Source organism: Georgenia sp. Z1491, from assembly GCF_057652395.1.
The window spans coordinates 646,832-663,621 of the sequence record NZ_CM172729.1 but is presented as its reverse complement, the minus strand read 5'-3'; the positions used below and the strand labels follow the sequence as shown (position 1 = coordinate 663,621).

14 protein-coding genes and 1 tRNA gene are annotated in these 16,790 nt (G+C 73.5%); 5 read left to right on the top strand and 10 right to left on the bottom strand.

Annotated features, from left to right (window positions below):
* Positions 1-4: 4 nt before the first annotated feature.
* On the bottom strand, positions 5-685 hold the full coding sequence (gene nth, locus AC24HA_RS03130; protein WP_425708018.1) for an endonuclease III: 681 nt from the start codon (positions 683-685) through the stop codon (positions 5-7).
* Positions 686-795: 110 nt separating this feature from the next.
* On the opposite strand from nth, the gene AC24HA_RS03125 reads away from it, so the two are divergent.
* A complete protein-coding gene (locus AC24HA_RS03125; RefSeq protein ID WP_425708017.1) occupies positions 796-1,473 on the top strand; it encodes a Crp/Fnr family transcriptional regulator in 678 nt (225 codons plus the stop codon).
* An 86-nt stretch (positions 1,474-1,559) separates the two neighbouring features.
* On the top strand, positions 1,560-2,969 hold the full coding sequence (gene mtr, locus AC24HA_RS03120; RefSeq protein WP_425708016.1) for a mycothione reductase: 1,410 nt from the start codon (positions 1,560-1,562) through the stop codon (positions 2,967-2,969).
* A 61-nt stretch (positions 2,970-3,030) separates the two neighbouring features.
* On the opposite strand, the gene AC24HA_RS03115 is transcribed toward mtr, so the two are convergent.
* The 3 genes from AC24HA_RS03115 to AC24HA_RS03105 are packed head-to-tail and all read right to left on the bottom strand — an operon-like array spanning position 3,031 to position 3,990.
* Positions 3,031-3,501 (bottom strand): RidA family protein, encoded by a 471-nt coding sequence (locus tag AC24HA_RS03115; RefSeq protein WP_425708015.1) that lies wholly within the window; start codon positions 3,499-3,501, stop codon positions 3,031-3,033.
* Positions 3,501-3,662, bottom strand: a complete 162-nt coding sequence (sp36, locus tag AC24HA_RS03110) for a Sp36 family protein (RefSeq protein WP_425708014.1) — start codon at positions 3,660-3,662, stop codon at positions 3,501-3,503. Before sp36 ends, AC24HA_RS03115 begins: the two co-directional genes overlap by 1 nt.
* 22 nt (positions 3,663-3,684) lie before the next feature.
* Positions 3,685-3,990, bottom strand: a complete 306-nt coding sequence (locus AC24HA_RS03105; RefSeq protein WP_463649265.1) for a WhiB family transcriptional regulator — start codon at positions 3,988-3,990, stop codon at positions 3,685-3,687.
* A 228-nt stretch (positions 3,991-4,218) separates the two neighbouring features.
* On the opposite strand from AC24HA_RS03105, the gene AC24HA_RS03100 reads away from it, so the two are divergent.
* From AC24HA_RS03100 to AC24HA_RS03090, 3 genes are all read left to right on the top strand, one after another.
* Positions 4,219-6,663 (top strand): penicillin-binding protein, encoded by a 2,445-nt coding sequence (locus AC24HA_RS03100; RefSeq protein WP_425708012.1) that lies wholly within the window; start codon positions 4,219-4,221, stop codon positions 6,661-6,663.
* Positions 6,663-7,658 carry a metallophosphoesterase gene (locus AC24HA_RS03095; protein WP_425708011.1) on the top strand — a complete coding sequence of 332 codons (996 nt, stop codon included), beginning with the start codon at positions 6,663-6,665 and terminating at the stop codon, positions 7,656-7,658. Before AC24HA_RS03100 ends, AC24HA_RS03095 begins: the two co-directional genes overlap by 1 nt.
* A gap of 129 nt (positions 7,659-7,787) precedes the next feature.
* Positions 7,788-7,864: transfer RNA gene (locus AC24HA_RS03090), tRNA-Pro, on the top strand.
* A gap of 98 nt (positions 7,865-7,962) precedes the next feature.
* On the opposite strand, the gene helR is transcribed toward AC24HA_RS03090, so the two are convergent.
* From helR to recR, 6 genes are all read right to left on the bottom strand, one after another.
* Positions 7,963-10,113, bottom strand: coding sequence for an RNA polymerase recycling motor ATPase HelR (helR, locus tag AC24HA_RS03085; RefSeq protein ID WP_425708010.1), 2,151 nt, complete (start codon positions 10,111-10,113; stop codon positions 7,963-7,965).
* A 512-nt stretch (positions 10,114-10,625) separates the two neighbouring features.
* On the bottom strand, positions 10,626-12,626 hold the full coding sequence (locus tag AC24HA_RS03080; protein WP_425708009.1) for an acyltransferase family protein: 2,001 nt from the start codon (positions 12,624-12,626) through the stop codon (positions 10,626-10,628).
* 266 nt (positions 12,627-12,892) lie between these two features.
* Entirely contained in the window at positions 12,893-13,939 is a 1,047-nt protein-coding gene (locus AC24HA_RS03075; protein ID WP_425708008.1) for an aspartate-semialdehyde dehydrogenase, read from the bottom strand.
* On the bottom strand, positions 13,936-15,210 hold the full coding sequence (locus AC24HA_RS03070; protein ID WP_425708007.1) for an aspartate kinase: 1,275 nt from the start codon (positions 15,208-15,210) through the stop codon (positions 13,936-13,938). Before AC24HA_RS03070 ends, AC24HA_RS03075 begins: the two co-directional genes overlap by 4 nt.
* Positions 15,211-15,386: 176 nt before the next feature.
* Positions 15,387-16,172 carry a TSUP family transporter gene (locus AC24HA_RS03065; protein WP_425708006.1) on the bottom strand — a complete coding sequence of 262 codons (786 nt, stop codon included), beginning with the start codon at positions 16,170-16,172 and terminating at the stop codon, positions 15,387-15,389.
* Positions 16,173-16,181: 9 nt separating this feature from the next.
* The gene (gene recR, locus AC24HA_RS03060) at positions 16,182-16,781 is read right to left on the bottom strand and encodes a recombination mediator RecR (RefSeq protein WP_425708005.1); all 600 of its coding nucleotides are present in this window, start codon (positions 16,779-16,781) and stop codon (positions 16,182-16,184) included.
* Between the last annotated feature and the right edge of the window lie 9 nt (positions 16,782-16,790).

Sequence of the window (16,790 nt, the reverse complement as noted above, 5' to 3'; positions counted from 1 at the left end):
GGGGCTACGCGACCCCGACCCGGGGGCACAGCCCGCGCAGGACGCACGACCCGCACGCCGGGGCGCGCGACGTGCACACGGCCCGGCCGTGGGCGATGAGCCGGTGGCACGCGAACGTCCAGTCCCGCTCGGGCAGCGCCCGGGCGAGGTCCTTCTCGACGGCGGGCGACGACGTCTCCCGGCTGAGGCCGAGCCGCCGGGCGAGCCGGCCGACGTGCGTGTCCACGGTGATCGCCGGGACGTCGAAGGCGTTGCCGAGGACGACGTGCGCGGTCTTGCGGCCCACGCCCGGCAGGGCGACCAGGGCGTCACGGTCCGGCGGGACCTCGCCGGCGTGGTCGTGGACCAGCGCGGCGGCGAGCCCGACGAGCTGGGTGGCGCGGCGGGCCTGGAAGCCGAGCGTGCGGACCACCTCCCGGACCTCGTCGGGGTCCGCGCCCGCGAGGTCCTCGGGCGTGGGCCAGCGGCGGAACAGCTCGGGGGTGACGGTGTTGACCCGCTCGTCGGTGGTCTGCGCCGACAGGACGGTGGCGACGAGCAGCTCGAACGGACCGGAGTGGTCGAGCGCGCAGCGGGCGTCCGGGTAGGCGCGGGCGAGCACGGCGTCGACCTCCCGGCCGTACTCGTCGCCCTCGCCGTCGCCCCGGGGCGCCTCCCCGGCCGTCTGCGCAGATCCCCGGACCACGTCCCGATGCTAGGTCGCGGCGAGGCTCGGTGCCTTGGATCACAGAGAATGGCAGGATAGGGAGGTAGTGCCCCGAGGTACTGCCCGCCGCGAGAAGAAGGAGAAGCGCCGTGGATGGTGACGTCATCGACTCGGTCCCCCTGTTCGAGGACCTCGAGGAGGCCGACCGCGCCGCCCTCTTGCAGGTCATGGGGCAGATCAAGCTGCGCCGTGGCGAGATCCTGTTCCGAGAGGGGGAGCCGGGCGACCGCCTGTACATCCTGATCGACGGCAAGGTGAAGGTGGGGCACCGTTCGGCCGACGGCCGCGAGAACCTGCTCGCCGTGCTCGGTCCGGGCGAGCTGCTCGGCGAGCTCACCCTGTTCGATCCGGGACCGAGGTCGACGACGGCGACCGCCGTCGCGCCGACCCGCATGCTGGTGCTCGAGCACCGGGACCTCATGGAGTACGTCGACACCCGCCCCGGCCTGGGCAAGCGGCTCCTGCGCTCGCTCGCGCAGCGGCTGCGCCGCACCAACACCGCGCTCGGCGACCTCGTCTTCTCCGACGTGCCCGGCCGCGTGGCCAAGGCCCTGCTCGACCTCGCCGACCGCTTCGGCGAGTCGACCTCCGAGGGCGTCCACGTCCCGCACGACCTCACTCAGGAGGAGCTCGCCCAGCTGGTCGGCGCCTCCCGCGAGACGGTCAACAAGTCGCTCGCCGACTTCGTCTCCCGCGGCTGGATCCGCCTCGAGGGCCGCGCCGTCCTGCTCCTCGACATCGAGCGTCTGCGCCGCCGCGCCCGCTGACCCCGACGGCCCCGCCCCGGTCCGTGCGTCCCACGGCCCGGGGCGCCGTCGTGGGGACGCCTGCCGACACCCGCCGAGGAGCTCACGTGAATCTGCCTGCCGACGCCATCAGCGTCGACGCCCACTACGACCTCGTCGTCCTCGGCGCCGGCTCCGGGAACTCGATCCCCTCCCCCGAGCTCGACGACCGGTCGATCGCCATCGTCGAGGAGGGACGGTTCGGGGGCACCTGCCTCAACGTCGGCTGCATCCCCACGAAGATGTACGTATACGCCGCCGACGTCGCGTTGGAGACCGCCGGGGCCGGCCGGCTCGGCCTGGACGCCGAGGTTACCTCCGTCGACTGGCCCGGCATCGTCTCGCGCGTGTTCGAGCAGCGGATCGACCCGATCGCCGCCGGCGGCGAGGAGTACCGCCGCGGACCGCGCACGCCGAACATCGACGTCTACGACCAGCACGCCGTCTTCGTCGGCGAGCGCACGCTGCGCACCGGGCAGGGGGCCGAGCAGAGGATCATCTCCGGCGACCAGATCGTGGTCGCCGCGGGCTCGAGGCCGGTGGTCCCCGACGCGATCGCGGCCTCGGGCGTGCACCTGCACACCAACGAGGACATCATGCGGCTGCCGGACCTGCCGCGCTCCGTCGTCATCGTCGGCGGCGGATTCATCGCCATGGAGTTCGCCCACGTCTTCGACGCCCTCGGGTCGCGGGTCACGATCGTCTCCCGCTCACCGCTCCTGCGGCACCTCGACGCCGACCTCGGTGAACGCTTCAACGACCTGGCGCGGGCCCGGTTCGACCTGCGCGAGGGGCGCACCGTCGTCGGGGCCGAGCAGTTGGCGGACGGCGTAAGCCTGCGCCTCGACGACGGCACGACGGCGGACGCGCAGGTCCTGCTCGTGGCGACCGGCCGCACGCCGAACGGCGACCGCCTCGACCTCGCGGCCGGCGGCATCGAGACGCTCGACGACGGGCGGCTCGCGGTCGACGAGTTCGGCCGATCGACGACCGCGCCGGGCGTGTGGGCGCTCGGTGACGTCTCCTCGCCGTACATGCTCAAGCACGTGGCCAACGCCGAGGCGCGGGTGATCCACCACAACCTGCTCCACCCGGACGACCTGCGGCGCCTGCCACACGACCACGTCCCCGCCGCCACGTTCACGCACCCGCAGATCGCCACCGTCGGCATGACCGAGGAGCAGGCGAGGGCCGCGGGGCACGACGTGACGGTCAAGGTGCAGAGCTACGGGGACGTGGCCTACGGGTGGGCCATGGAAGACACCACCGGCATCGTCAAGCTCGTGGCGGACCGCAGCACCCGCCGGCTGCTGGGGGCCCACTACATGGGCCCGCAGGCCTCGACCCTCGTCCAGCAGATGATCACGGTCCTCGCGTTCGACCTCGACCTGCGCGAGGTCGCGCGGAACCAGTACTGGATCCACCCCGCCCTGCCGGAGGTCACCGAGAACGCGCTGCTGGGCCTCGACCTGAGCTGACGCGCCCGGCGCGCGGCGGGTCGCGTCCTCGTCGGGGCCGGCCGTGCGCCGACCGGCCGGCTCAGTCCTCCTCGGGCGAGAGCTCGACGAGGAGCTCGACCTCCACCGGGACGCCGAGCGGCAGCACGGCGACGCCGACGGCCGAGCGCGCGTGCCGGCCGAGGTCCCCGAAGATCTCGCCGAGCAGCTCGGAGGCGCCGTTGACGACCTGCGGCTGGCCGGTGAAGCCCGGCGCCGAGGCGACGAAGCCGGTCACCTTGACGACGCGGGCGACCGCGTCGAGGGAGCCGGCGAGCGAGCGGACGGCGGCGAGCGCGTTGAGGGTGGCGGTCCGTGCCGCGGCGTACGCGTCCTCGGCGGAGACCTCCGCGCCGACCAGGCCGAGGTGGGTCGGCTCGCCGCCGACGACCGGCAGCTGGCCGGAGGTCTGGACGTGCGTTCCGGTGCGGACGGCGGGCACGTAGGCCGCGACCGGGGTCGCCACGGCAGGGAGCTGGATCCCGAGCTCGACGAGCCGGGCCTCCGCGCCCATCAGGCGCTCGTGGGGCGCTTGAGGTAGGCCACCGGGTTCGTGGTGCCCTCGGGGCCCGGGACGATCTGGACGAGCTCCCAGCCGTCGGCCCCCCACTGGTCGAGGATCGCCTTGGTCTGGTGGCTGATGAGCGGGATGGTCGCGTACTCCCAGGTAGTCATGCGCCGATCCTAGAGGGGTGCGTCAGGTCGTGGCACGCGCCATGAGCAGGCGCGGGGCCTCGGCCTGCCGGAGCTGGGCGATGACGGCGTCGTCCTCGCGGCGCAGCGCCTCGCTCCACGAGGTGACGGCGGGGTACCGGCGCTGCAGCGCGCGACGCTCGCGCTCGGTCAGGCCGCCCCAGACGCCCTGGACCGGGCCCGCCTCGAGGGCGTCGGCCAGGCACTCGAGTCGGACGGGACAGGCGAAGCACACGGACCGGACCTGCCGCTGTGCGGGGCCCTCGGCGAAAAGGACGTCGGGGTCCAGATCAGCGCACGCTGCCCTCATCGTCCAGCTTGCGTCACTCAACGCGTCACACCTTTCTTTGCCTCATCGTGTCGCGACGCACCGGGACGGACGTTGCCGGAACGAAACGCGACGCGCCGAAGTTAGCCCGAATTCCTGGGTTATGGGAAGACCCTCGGGCTGAGGTGAGACGAAATCGCCACGAAGACCTCGCTCGTGAGTGACCTGGCTTGCACCGCTGCAGGTGGCTCGCTGCGTACCCTGACGCCCATGAGTCGCAGCTCCTCACGATCCCGCCGCGCGCTGCGCGTGGACCAGGCGCTCGTCACGCTTCTCGCGTTCCTCCTGGTCTCGATCATGGGGGGGCTGCTCGGTGCCGCGCTCGTCATGCCCGCCGTGGCTACGACCGGCCAGGTCACGCGCGCCGGCACGGAGCTGTTCAGCGACCTGCCGGCCGAGCTCGGCATCCCCGAGCCCTCGGAGCGGTCGACGATCCTGGCCTCCGACGGCACGGTGCTGAGCACGTTCTACGCGGAGAACCGGATCATCGTCGAGTCGGAGGCCATCGACAACGACATGCGCAACGCCGTGGTCGCCATCGAGGACGAGCGGTTCTACCAGCACAACGGCGTCGACCTCCAGGGCATCATGCGCGCCACCGTCAACAACCTCACGGGTGGCGCGCTCGCCGGTGCCTCCACCCTCACGCAGCAGTACGTGAAGAACCTGCTCATCGAGCAGGGCCGGCGCTCGGGCGACGCCGAGGCGATCGAGGGCGCGACCGAGACGTCGCTGGGACGCAAGCTCCGCGAGGCCCAGCTGGCCATCGCGCTCGAGCAGCAGCAGTCGAAGGACGAGATCCTCACCGGCTACCTCAACATCGCGCAGTTCGGTCCGTCGGTCTACGGCGTGGAGTCCGCGGCGCAGCACTACTTCAACCACTCGGCGGCGGACATGAGCGTGGCCGAGTCCGCGCTCCTCGCGGGCATCACGCAGTCCCCCGCGCGCTGGGACCCGGTCGCGCACCCGGACAACGCCCAGGTCCGCCGTGACCTCGTCCTCGACAACATGCTGCGCCTGGAGTTCATCACCGAGGAGCAGCACGCCGAGGCGATCGCCACCCCCGTGGAGGAGATGCTCGACGTCACCTACACCCAGAACGGGTGCGGGGCCGCCGGCAACGCCGCCTACTTCTGCGACTACGTCGTCAAGGACCTCCTGGCGAACGAGGAATGGGGCGAGTCCCTGGCCGACCGTCAGGCGATGCTCTACCGCGGCGGCCTGACCATCACCACCACGCTCGACCTCGACCGGCAGGCCGCGGCCTACGAGACCGTGACGGCGAACGTCCCCGTCACCGACCCGTCCGACATCCGCATGGCCCTCACGTCGATCGAGCCCGGCACGGGCCGGATCCAGGCGATGGTCCAGAACACGAACTACGGACCACCGACGGAGACCGACCAGGACGCCACGCTCATCAACCTCAACGTCGGCACGGACCGCGGTGGCGGCAACGGCTTCCTCACCGGCTCGTTCTTCAAGGTCTTCACGCTCACCGAGTGGGTGGACGAGGGGCACTCGATCAACGACCGGGTCAACGCCACCGATCGCGAGTTCCGGCGCGCGGAGTGGAACATCTCCTGCATGCCCGAGGTGGCCGACGACTACGATCCGGGCAACCTCGAGAGCGGCCTGGGCGCGGCGCGCGGCCTCGTGACGGTCCTCGACGCGACCGCACGGTCGATCAACACCCCGTTCATCGAGATGGGCACGCAGCTCGACCTGTGCGGCATCATCGACACCGCCGCCGCGATGGGTGTGGACGCCCAGGCCAACGGCGACCCGATGGTCCCGCGCCCCTCGATGCTGCTCGGCACGAACCAGAACACCCCGATCCAGATCGCCGAGGCCGTCGCGACGCTCGCCGCCGAGGGCGTGCACTGCGACCCGGTGGCGATCCTCGCGGTCACCGACAGCGCCGGCAACGACGTTCCCCTCCCGCCCGCGAGCTGCGAGGAGGCGCTCGCCCCCGAGGTGGCGGCCGAGGTGACGACCGCGCTCGAGTCGGTGGTGCAGCCGAACTCGACCGGCTCGAACGCCGTCCTGCCCGACGGGCGGCCGGCGGCCGGGAAGACCGGCACGGCCAACCTCGACGCCGCCGCGTGGTTCGCCGGCTACACCCCCCAGCTCGCCTCGGCGATCTGGATGGGGCACATCGACTCCAACGAGTCGATGTTCGACTCCACGATCAACGGGCAGTTCCACGAGGAGGTCTACGGCGGCCTGTACCCGGCGATGGTGTTCTCCGAGTACACCGCCCGGGCGCTCGAGGGCGAGCCCGTCCTCCAGTTCCCCGACCGGACGACGAACCGGCCCTCGACCGCCGACGACGATGACGACGACGCACCCGGCGTCAACGTGCCCGATGTCGTCGGGTACTCGGTCGACGACGCCACGACCCTGCTCGAGCGCGCCGGCTTCACCGTGAGCGTGGGCGCCGAGCGCCCCTCGGAGTGGCGCGCGGGCGGCGTGGCTGCGAGCAGCCCCGCGTCGGGCTCGTCCGCTCCGCGCGGGTCGGTCGTCAACATCTACCCCTCGTCCGGCCCGCCGAGCGAGGAGCCGGCCTCCGAGCCTCCGACCACGGAGGAGCCCTCGCCGTCCGACCCACCGTCGGACGACGAGACCGAGGCGCCGTCCGGCGGGGACGACTGATGGCGGGGGCCTGGCGAGGTGTCGCCAGGAGTGTCGGGCGCAGCGCCGCCCGGATCGGCCGGAACGCGTGGCCGTACGCGCTGGCCGCCGTGCCGGCGGGGGTGGCGACCTGGTCGGTGGCGGAGACCCGGATGTTCACGCTGCGCCACGACCGCGTGACCACGCTCGCGGCGGGCAACGAGCCGCTGCGGGTCCTGCACCTGTCCGACCTGCATCTCCTGCCCACCCAGCGCGCCAAGCTGCGCTGGCTGCGCTCCCTGAAGGACGTCGAGGTCGATCTCGTCGTGCTCACGGGCGACCTCATCGCCTCGCCGGACGCGATCGAGCCGCTGCGCCAGGCGCTCGGCGGTTTCCTCGACGTCCCCGGGTTCTTCGTCCTCGGCTCCAACGACTACACCGCGCCGAGGTGGCGCAACCCGCTGCGCTACCTCACGGGCCCCTCGTCCGAGGACGAGGCGGAGACCGACGAGACGCCGCTCCCGACCGACGAGCTGCGGGCCATGCTCACGTCGGGCTCCTGGACCGACCTGACGAACCGGCGGGACGAGGTCGAGGTGCGCGGCGTGCGGGTGACCGCCGTCGGCGTCGACGACGCCCACCTCGATCGCGACCGCTTCCCCGACCGGGCCGCGGCGACCGAGGCAGAGGACCGCGTGCCGACCGTGCACCTCGGCGTGACGCACGCGCCGTACACGCGGGTGCTCGACGCGATGGCCGACGACGGGTGCGACCTCATCCTGGCCGGGCACACGCACGGCGGGCAGGTCCGCGTGCCGCTCTACGGGGCGCTCGTGACCAACTCCGACCTCGACACGGGCCGGGCGTCCGGCCTGCACGGCTGGCCCGGTGCTCGCCCCGACCGCAGGGGCGGCGAGGTCTCGACCTGGCTGCACGTCTCCGCCGGGCTCGGGACCAGCCCCTACGCGCAGGTGCGGTTCGCGTGCCGGCCCGAGGCGACCGTGCTCACGCTCGTGCAACCGCGCGGCGAGGGCTGACCGGGCCGGACGGCACGACGTTCGACCGGCGTCGCGGCCGCGCCTCCTCCGCACCCGCGCATGTGTGGCGTACCACCTGGTCGAGGAGCGGTGCGCCCCGGCCGAACGGGTAGGCTGGTCCGGTTGCCACGGGGTGTGGCGCAGCTTGGTAGCGCGCTTCGTTCGGGACGAAGAGGTCGCAGGTTCAAATCCTGTCACCCCGACCACGTGGAGGGCCGCTGACCTGCGGAGACGCAGGGAGGTGGCCCTTCGTCGTTCTCGGCCCCGTCCCGGGCCGCCCGGCGTGCCCGATCGGCCCACGCGCTCAGCCGGTCAGGACGACGAGCTGCTGGGTCGCGCGCGTCATCGCGACGTAGCGATCCACGGCCCCCTCGACGCCGTCGCCCCAGGCTGCCGGCTCGACGAGGACGACGAGGTCGAACTCGAGCCCCTTGGCACGCTCGGGGGTCAGCGACGCGACCCGCGGCCGCTCGGGGAACGTCTCGTCACCGATGACGCACGCGACGCCGTCGGTCCGGTCCGCGCTGTCCTCGAGCCACTGGTCGATCACCGCCTCGAGCTCGTCGACCGTGCCGTACCGCACCGGGACGCCCGTGCTGCGCACCGACGTCGGGACGGCGGCGTCCGGGAGCACCTCCCGGATGACCGGCTCGGCCCGCGTCATCACCTCACTCGGGGTGCGGTAGTTGACGCTCAGGGTCGCGCGTCGGGCGTTCCCGATGCCGCACCGCGCGAGGCGCTCCTCCCAGGACTCGGGGAACCCGGACCGCGCCTGCGCCCGGTCGCCGACGATCGTCAGGCTCCCCGAGGGGCAGCGCGCCCGCACCATCTGCCACTCGGCGTCGGTCAGCTCCTGCGCCTCGTCGACGACGACGTGGGCGAACGGGCCGGCCAGCACGTCGACCGGCGGCGTCCGGCGGGTGATCCCCGCGTCGAGGGAGGCGCGCAGGTCCTGCCCGTGCAGCATGACGACCGGACTGTCCGGGTCGTCGATCGACTCGAGGATGCGGTCGACGGCGTGGTCGAGCTGCTCTCGCTCGACCTCGGACTCGAGCTCGGCGTAGCGGTCCCCGGCGCTGCGGCCCGGGCCCCCGATGCGACGCCGCGCGGCGTCGAGCACCGGGAGGTCCGCGGTCGTCCACGCCCACCGACCGGCACGCCCGAGCGAACGCACCTCGTCGTCGGTGAGCCACGGCGCGCAGCGCCTCAGGTAGGCCGGCACCTCCCAGAGGTCGGCGACGACGTCGCTCGGGTCCAGCCTGGGCCAGGCCCTCTCGAACGCGCCGGCGAGCTCGTCGTTGCCCAGCAGGGCACGACGCACGCGCACGGGCGTGACCTCGTCGTCCTCCTCGATCTGGTCGATCAGCCCCTCGACCAGCACGTCCCACACCTGGTCGCGCGCCTCGTTGTGCGGCAGGCCGACCTCGGGCGAGCGGAACGCGGTGGCCCAGTCCGTCGTGGAGACCACGAGGTCGGCCCACGGGGTCCCGACGACGAGCGGCTCCGTCGGGGGCTCCTCATAGATCCCGACGGCGGCGTCGACGGCCCGGACGACGTCCGCCGAGGACTTGAGCCGGGCCACCTCCGGGTCCGGCTCCTGCGCCGCGCCCGCCCCTTCCGGGACGAGGTCGCGCAGGGTGCAGGCGCGCACCCCGTCCTCGCCGAGGTTCGGGAGCACGTCGGAGACGTAGGACAGGTAGCGGTCGTTCGGACCGACGAGCAGAACGCCGCCGCGTCGGTGGCCGAGCCTGGGCTCGGAGTGCAGGAGGTAGGCCGTCCGGTGCAGCGCGACCACGGTCTTCCCGGTCCCGGGCCCGCCGTCGACCACCAGCGCCCCGTCCGCGGCGTCGCGGATGATCGCGTCCTGGTCCGCCTGGATCGTGCCGAGGACGTCGCGCATGCGTGGCGAGCGGTCGGCGCCGAGGCTGGCGAGGAAGGCGGAGTGGTCGTCGAGCGAGGCGCGGGACCCGAGCTCGCCGGAGAACACCTCGTCCCAGTAGTCGTTCACACGGCCGCGGCTCCAGCGGTAGCGGCGGCGGGCGGTCAGGCCCATCGGGTCGGCGTGCGTGGCGGCGAAGAACCGCTCGGCGGCCGGCGACCGCCAGTCGACGAGGAGCCGGCGGCCCGCCCGGTCCGTCAGCCCGGTGCGCCCGACGTAGACGGGCTCGTCGCCGTCGCCCGGGACGAGCCGGCCGAGGCACAGGTCCGCGCCGAAGCGCAGGGCCATCCGCAGCCGGGCGGTGAGCCGGTGGACCTCCTGGTCGCGTTCGAGCGCCTGCTGCCCACCCCCCGCGGGTGCGCGGCGTGCCCGCTCCAGGCGGTGGGTGAGGTGCCGGACCCGGTCCTCGACAGCGGCGGCGACGGCAGCCAGGTGCTCCTCGTCCGGCCCGATCAGGTCGGGGTCGTCCTTGGCTGCCAGGTGGTACGGCAGGTGGAACATGCGTGGCGTGGTCATGGGGCCTCCGGGGGCGCGGGCTGGCGACGAGCCCGCGATACTGCCCCACGAGGGGGGCCTTGCGGCAAGATCCCCCACCCGCCGTACACTTGGGGCAACGGCGGAGGACGGCTCGACGACGAGCGTGACCCGCGTACACCGAGGAACCTGACGGCGGGTCGCCGCGCCGGACGAGCGGCACGCGCGCACACCCGAGCAACGACGAGGGGCCGCAGGCTGTGTGCCTGCGGCCCCTCGTGATGTCTGCGCTGACCCGACGAATCCCCCTGCGATCCGTCCGGACGGCGGTGGCAGATCCGTGGCACGTCCCGGCTGTCCCCCCGGATCGTCCGGGACGCGCCACGGTGTACTGCTGCGGACGCCCCCGCGCCCACAACCCATCCTGCCGCCTCGACACGTTCCCGCTCACCGTCACGAGGGTGAACTCCGGAGCGAATGTCTCCACCGCGAGGAGGAGAGAGCACTACCCACGTGCCCGGCCTGCGCGGGGCTCGTCGATGTGGTACCGGTCTTCACGGGCAGGTGGCGAGCGCCTCGTCGATCGTCGCTGCGTACCGGCCCGCGCCCGCGGTGCCGGGGTGGATGTGGTCCGGCCCGAGCAGCTCGGGATCGGCCTCGACGACGGCGGCCCAGTCGGCGACGACGACGCTCGGGTGCCGCTGCGCGGCCTCGTGGATCGCGCCGTTGGCCTCGGGGATCCAGGTGGCGCTGCCCGGTCCGGACCCGGTGACCAGCACGACGCACCGCTCCCCCGCGGCCTCGACGAGCTCGTCGATCTCGCCGGCCCGGACGATGCCGTTCGTCGCGCCGGCCACGACCAGGTGCTCGCGCAACGAGCCGGTCCGCGCCATCTGCTCGACGATGCCGATCTCGGCGAGGAACGACCGGGAGACCTCCGCATCGACCGTCACGCCAGGCAGCGCCTCTCCGAGCGCCGGGCCGGCGGCCAGCGTGACTGAGTCCCCGACGACGCTCACTGCCTCGCCCGGGGTCGGGTCGGCGCCCGGGGTCGGGTCGGCGCCCGTGCTCCCACCGGGGTTCGCCTCGGCGTCGGAGGGGGTCTCGCCGCCCGGCCCGTCCGCGCCGTCCGACGAGCTCGGGGCGCCGGCGCGGTCCTGGTCCCCGTCGGGCGTGCCGGGTCCGCCGCCGGGTGTGCCCGGGTCGTCGGCGCCCGGGTCCGCCGTCCCGGGGGCCGCGCCGTCGGGCTCCTCCGCCGGCCCCGGGTAGGTCACGACGCCACCGGTTCCGTGGGCGGAGGCGAAGAGCTCCTCGGTCGAGGTGCGGTCGGGCGCCTCGTCCACGGCCCAGGCCGTGCCCGTGAGCACGAGCGCGGACACGGCCGCCACGGGTACCGCGAGGGTGGTGACGCGGCGTCGGAGCGAGGCCGCGGCCCCGCGCAGGCCGAGACGCCGGAACGGGGTCTCGACCCAGCGGTAGCTCGCCTCCGCCGCGAGGAGCGTCGCCGCGAGCACCCCGAGCGCGACGAGGCGCGGGTCGGCGTACGGCCAACGGGCCTGGGCGAGGACCAGCAGCGGCCAGTGCCACAGGTAGATCGAGTACGAGCGCTCCCCGAGCCACACCACGGGCGGGAGCTCGAGCGCTCTGGCGAGGGAGCGGCCGGGCGACCGGGAGAGGACGGCCGGCGTCATCGCCTGGACCACGAGCGCGGCGAGGACCGAGGCGGCCAGGAGCAGCCACGGGGTGGCGAGGTCGCTCGCCGCCGTCCCGAGGACCGCCAGGCCGACCAGCCCCGCGAGCGCTGCCCACCCGGCGAGGCCGCGGATCGCACCCAGGGCCGGCTCCGTGCCCCTCGGGGCGGCGCCACGGGCGGGGTGGCCGGCGGCGGGGTACCAGAGTCCGTCGCCGGCTCGCGCAGGGGCCGGGGCCAGCGCGAGGGCGAGTGCGGCGCCGAGCATGAGGCCGTAGAGGTGGGTGTCCGTGCCGAGGTAGGCGCGCGAGCCGCCGAGGCCGGCGGCCAGCGCCACGGATCCGGCGCCGATCCCGAGGGCCAGGAGGGGCCGGACGCGGCGCGGGGCTCGCCAGATCACGAGGAGCACCAGGGGCCACAGGAGGTAGAACTGCTGCTCGACGCCGAGGGACCACGCGTGCGTGAGAAGGGCCGGCGTCTGCTGGTCGAAGTAGCTCTGGCCGTCGGCGACCTGGACCCAGTTCGCGGTGAAGGTCAGCGTCCCGGCGAGCTGGCGGCCGATCCGGACCAGCACGTCGCCGCCGACGAGCCCCGCGAGGGCCGTGACGACGAGCGCGCACACGGCCACGGCAGGGGCGAGCCGGCGGAAGCGGCGCACGACGAACCCGACGACGTCGACCGAGCCGGTGCGTCCGATCTCGCGCACGAGCAGCGAGGTGATGAGGAAGCCGGAGACGACGAAGAAGACGTCGACGCCGATGTTGCCGGCCGGGGCGAGCCCGGGCAGCAGGTGGTAGACGAGGACGAGCGCGCAGCCGAGCGCGCGCAGGCCGTCCAGTCCCCTGATGCGTCCACCCACCGACATGCGGCGCGCTCCCTCCCGCTGGTGCCCGCCCGGTCGGGACGGCGGCACCATGGAACACCACAAGTCCCTCGAGTCACAGGAGACACGCGGGCCACAGCCGTCCCGCGCCGGCCCGGCGGGCGCACCCGCCCGAGGGACCCACCGCCACGACGGACGGCCCCACCCGGCGGACGCGCACGGCCGCAGCCGCGGTTCGGGCGGTCGGGGAACGGCCGCGGGGCCCGCGGACCCACAGGTCCACGGGCCCCGCGCGGGCGTCCCGGAGGTCAGCCGGCCAGCTCGGCCGCGAGCAGCTCCCCGATCTGGACGGTGTTGAGGGCGGCACCCTTGCGCAGGTTGTCGCCGACGACGAACATCGCGATCCCGCGACCGTCCGGGGCGGCGCCGTCGGCGCGGACACGGCCCACGAGCGTCTCGTCCCGGCCCGTTCCCTTGAGCGGGGTCGGCAGGTCGTCGAGGGCCACACCGGGGGCCGTGGCGAGCACCTCGAGGGCCTGCTCGGGGCCGATCTCCCGCTCGAACTCGGCGTTGACCGACATGCCGTGGCCCGTGAAGGTCGGGACGCGCACGCACGTGCCGGACACGCGCAGCTCCGGCAGCTCGAGGATCTTGCGGGACTCGTTGCGCAGCTTCTGCTCCTCGTCGGTCTCCCGCGAGCCGTCGTCCACGATGCTCCCCGCGAGGGCGACGACGTTGAAGGCGATCGGCTCGGCGTAGACCTCGGGGGCGGGCAGGTCGACGGCACCGCCGTCCAGGGCGAGTGCCTCGATGTCCTGCGTGACGCCCGCACGGACCTGGCCGGCGAGCTCGCGCACGCCGGCGAGACCGGAGCCGGAGACCGCCTGGTAGCTCGTCACGGTGAGGCGGACCAGCCCGGCGGCCTCGTGCAGGGCCTTGAGGGCCGGCATCGCGGCCATCGTCGTGCAGTTGGGGTTGGCGACGATCCCCTTGGGGCGGGCGGCCACCGCGTGCGGGTTGACCTCGGAGACGACGAGCGGGACCTCGGGGTCCTTGCGGAACGCGGAGGAGTTGTCGACGACGACCGCACCGGCCTCGGCGAACCGCGGCGCCCACTCCCGCGAGGTGCCGCCTCCCGCGGAGAACAGCGCGACGTCGATGCCCGCGAGGTCGGCGGTCTCGATGTCCTCGACCACGATCTCCTCGCCCCGGAACGGCAGGCGCGTGCCGGCCGAACGGGCGGTGGCGACGAAGCGCACGTCCGCCGGGGAGAGCTCGCGCTGCGCGAGGAGCTCGCGCATCACGCGTCCGACCTGTCCGGTCGCACCGACGACCGCGACCTTGAGTCCCTTCATCGCCCGGTCCCTCCGTACACGACGGCCTCGGTGTCCTGCGCGTCGAGGTCGAAGGCGGTGTGCACCGCGCGCACCGCCGCCGTCAGGTCCTCGCCCCGCGTGACGACGGAGATGCGGATCTCCGACGTCGAGATCATCTCGATGTTGATGCCCGCGTTGTACAGGGCGTCGAAGAGGCGCGCGGAGACGCCCGGGTTCGAGCGCATGCCGGCGCCCACGAGAGAGAGGAGGCCGACCTCCTCGTCCGCGCGCAGCTCGCCGTACCCGATCTCCTCCCGGGCGGCCTCGAGCGCGCGCCGCGCGGCGGCGACCTGCGTGGTGGGGAGCGTGAAGGAGATGTCGGTCGTCCCCGTCGCCTTGGCGGAGACGTTCTGGACGATCATGTCGATGTTCGCCTCGGCGGCGGCCACGACCCGGAAGAGCCTCGAGGCGGAGCCGGGGATGTCCGGCACGTCGACCACGGTGATCTTCGACTGGCTCTCGTCGTGGGCGATGCCCGAGATGATCGGTTCTTCCATGTCGGCTCCCTCGTAGGTGTCCTCGGAGGTGACCAGGGTCCCCTCCAGGTTCGAGAACGACGAGCGCACGTGCAGCGGCACGCCGTAGCGGCGGGCGAACTCGACGGCCCGCAGGTGGAGGATCTTCGCCCCGTGGGAGGCGAGCTCGAGCGTCTCCTCGAACGAGATCCGTTCGATCTTCCGGGCCTTGGGCACGATGCGCGGGTCGGCGGTGAACAGGCCGTCGACGTCGGAGAAGATCTCGCAGACGTCGGCGTCCAGCGACGCGGCGAGCGCGACGGCGGTCGTGTCGGAGCCGCCGCGGCCCAGCGTGGTGACGTCGTTGCGCTCGTTGACACCCTGGAAGCCGGCGACGATGGCCACCTGGTCGTCCTGCAGCGTCTGCAGGATCCGCTCGGGCGCCATCTTGACGATGGACGCGCGCCCGTAGTTGATGTCGGTGACGAGGCCGGCCTGCTGACCGGTGTAGGACCGGGCGCGTACACCCTCGCCCGTCAGCGCCATCGCGAGCAGCGACATCGAGATGCGCTCGCCGGCGGTCAGGAGGATGTCGAGCTCGCGGGCCGGCGGGTCGTCGGGCATCACCTGGGCGGCGAGGTCGAGCAGGTCGTCCGTCGTGTCACCCATCGCGGAGACGACGACCACGACCTCGTGGCCGGCCTTCTTCGTCGCGGCGATCCGGCGCGCGACCCGCCGCAGCGCCTCGGCGTCACTGACGGAGGACCCGCCGAACTTCTGCACGACACGTGCCACTGCGGTGCCTCCCGCTGGTCGATGGTGTGCCGACGGATCAGGCCACCGCCGACGTCGTCGTGCCGACAAGGATAGGGCGGCCGCCCGAGGGCCGGACAGGTGGTCCCGATCCGCGGACCCGAGTGACGCCTCACACGGGGTCCCGTCGTAGCGGGGGCCACCGTCGCGGGGCCCGGTCACCACCAGCCGAGCTCGTCACCCATCTGCCGGCCCAGCCGCACGACGAGGACCGAGACGACGACGACGAACACCACGCGCACGAACCCGGACCCGCGGGCGACCGCCGTGCGGGCCCCCAGGTAGCCGCCGGCGAGGTTGCCGACGCCGACGGCGAGGCCCGCCGCCCAGACCACGTGGCCCGCGGGGACGAAGAAGAGCAGCGCGCCGAGGTTGGTCGCGAGGTTGACGATCTTGGCGATGCCGGAGGCCTGGAGGAACGCGTACCCGAGCAGGCCGACGAGGCTGATGACGAGGAAGGATCCGGTGCCGGGGCCGAGCACGCCGTCGTACATGCCGATGACGGCGCCGATCGCGCAGGCCGCGGCGAGGTGCCGCCGGCCGGTGAGCCGCAGCGCGTTGTCGCGGCCGACGCTGGGCCGGGCCACCGTGTAGACGAGGACCGCCACGCAGGCGCCGAGGATGATCGGGGTGAACGCCTGCTCGGGGATCGAGGAGGCGATCGCCGCGCCGCCGACCGCCGCGAGCAGCGCGGCGCCCGCCATCGGGAGCGCGGTGCGCAGGTCGACGTGCACGCGCCGGTAGTAGGTGATCGAGCTGACGGTCGTGCCCATGATCGAGCCGACCTTGTTGGTGGCCACGGCCGCGAGCGGGCTCATCCCGGGGACGAGGAGGAGGGCGGGGAGCTGGATGAGGCCGCCGCCGCCCACGACGGCGTCGACCCAGCCGGCGGCCAGCCCCGCGAGGGCGAGCAGCAGGAGGACCGTGAGGTCGATCTCGGGCACGGCCGGGGCTCAGGACGAGATGCGCGTGCGGCCCTCGAACGACCGGCCGAGGGTGACCTCGTCGGCGTAGTCGAGGTCGCCGCCGGCGGGGAGCCCGACGGCGAGGCGCGAGACCGGGATCTCGAGCTGTCCGAGCAGGCGGGTGAGGTAGGTGGCCGTGGCCTCGCCCTCGATGTTGGGGTCCATGGCGAGGATGACCTCCTCGACCGGGTGCTTGCCGATGCGGGTGAGCAGGTCGGCGATCCGCAGGTCGTTCGGGCCGACCCCCCGGAGCGGATCGATGACTCCCCCGAGCACGTGGTACCGGCCGCGGAACTCGCGCGTGCGCTCGATGGCGACGACGTCCTTGGGCTCCTCGACGACGCACAGCAGCGCGTAGGTGCGGCGCTCGTCGGCGCATATCCGGCACAGCTCGGCCTCGGCCACGTTCCCGCACTCGTCGCAGAACCGGACCTTGGCCTTGACCTCGACGAGGGCCGTGGCGAGGCGGGCCACGTCCTCCGGGTCGGCGGCGAGCACGTGGAACGCGATGCGCTGGGCAGACTTCGGCCCGATCCCGGGCAGCTGCCCGAGCTCGTCGATCAGGTCCTGAACCGCGCCGTCGTACACGCGGGAAGC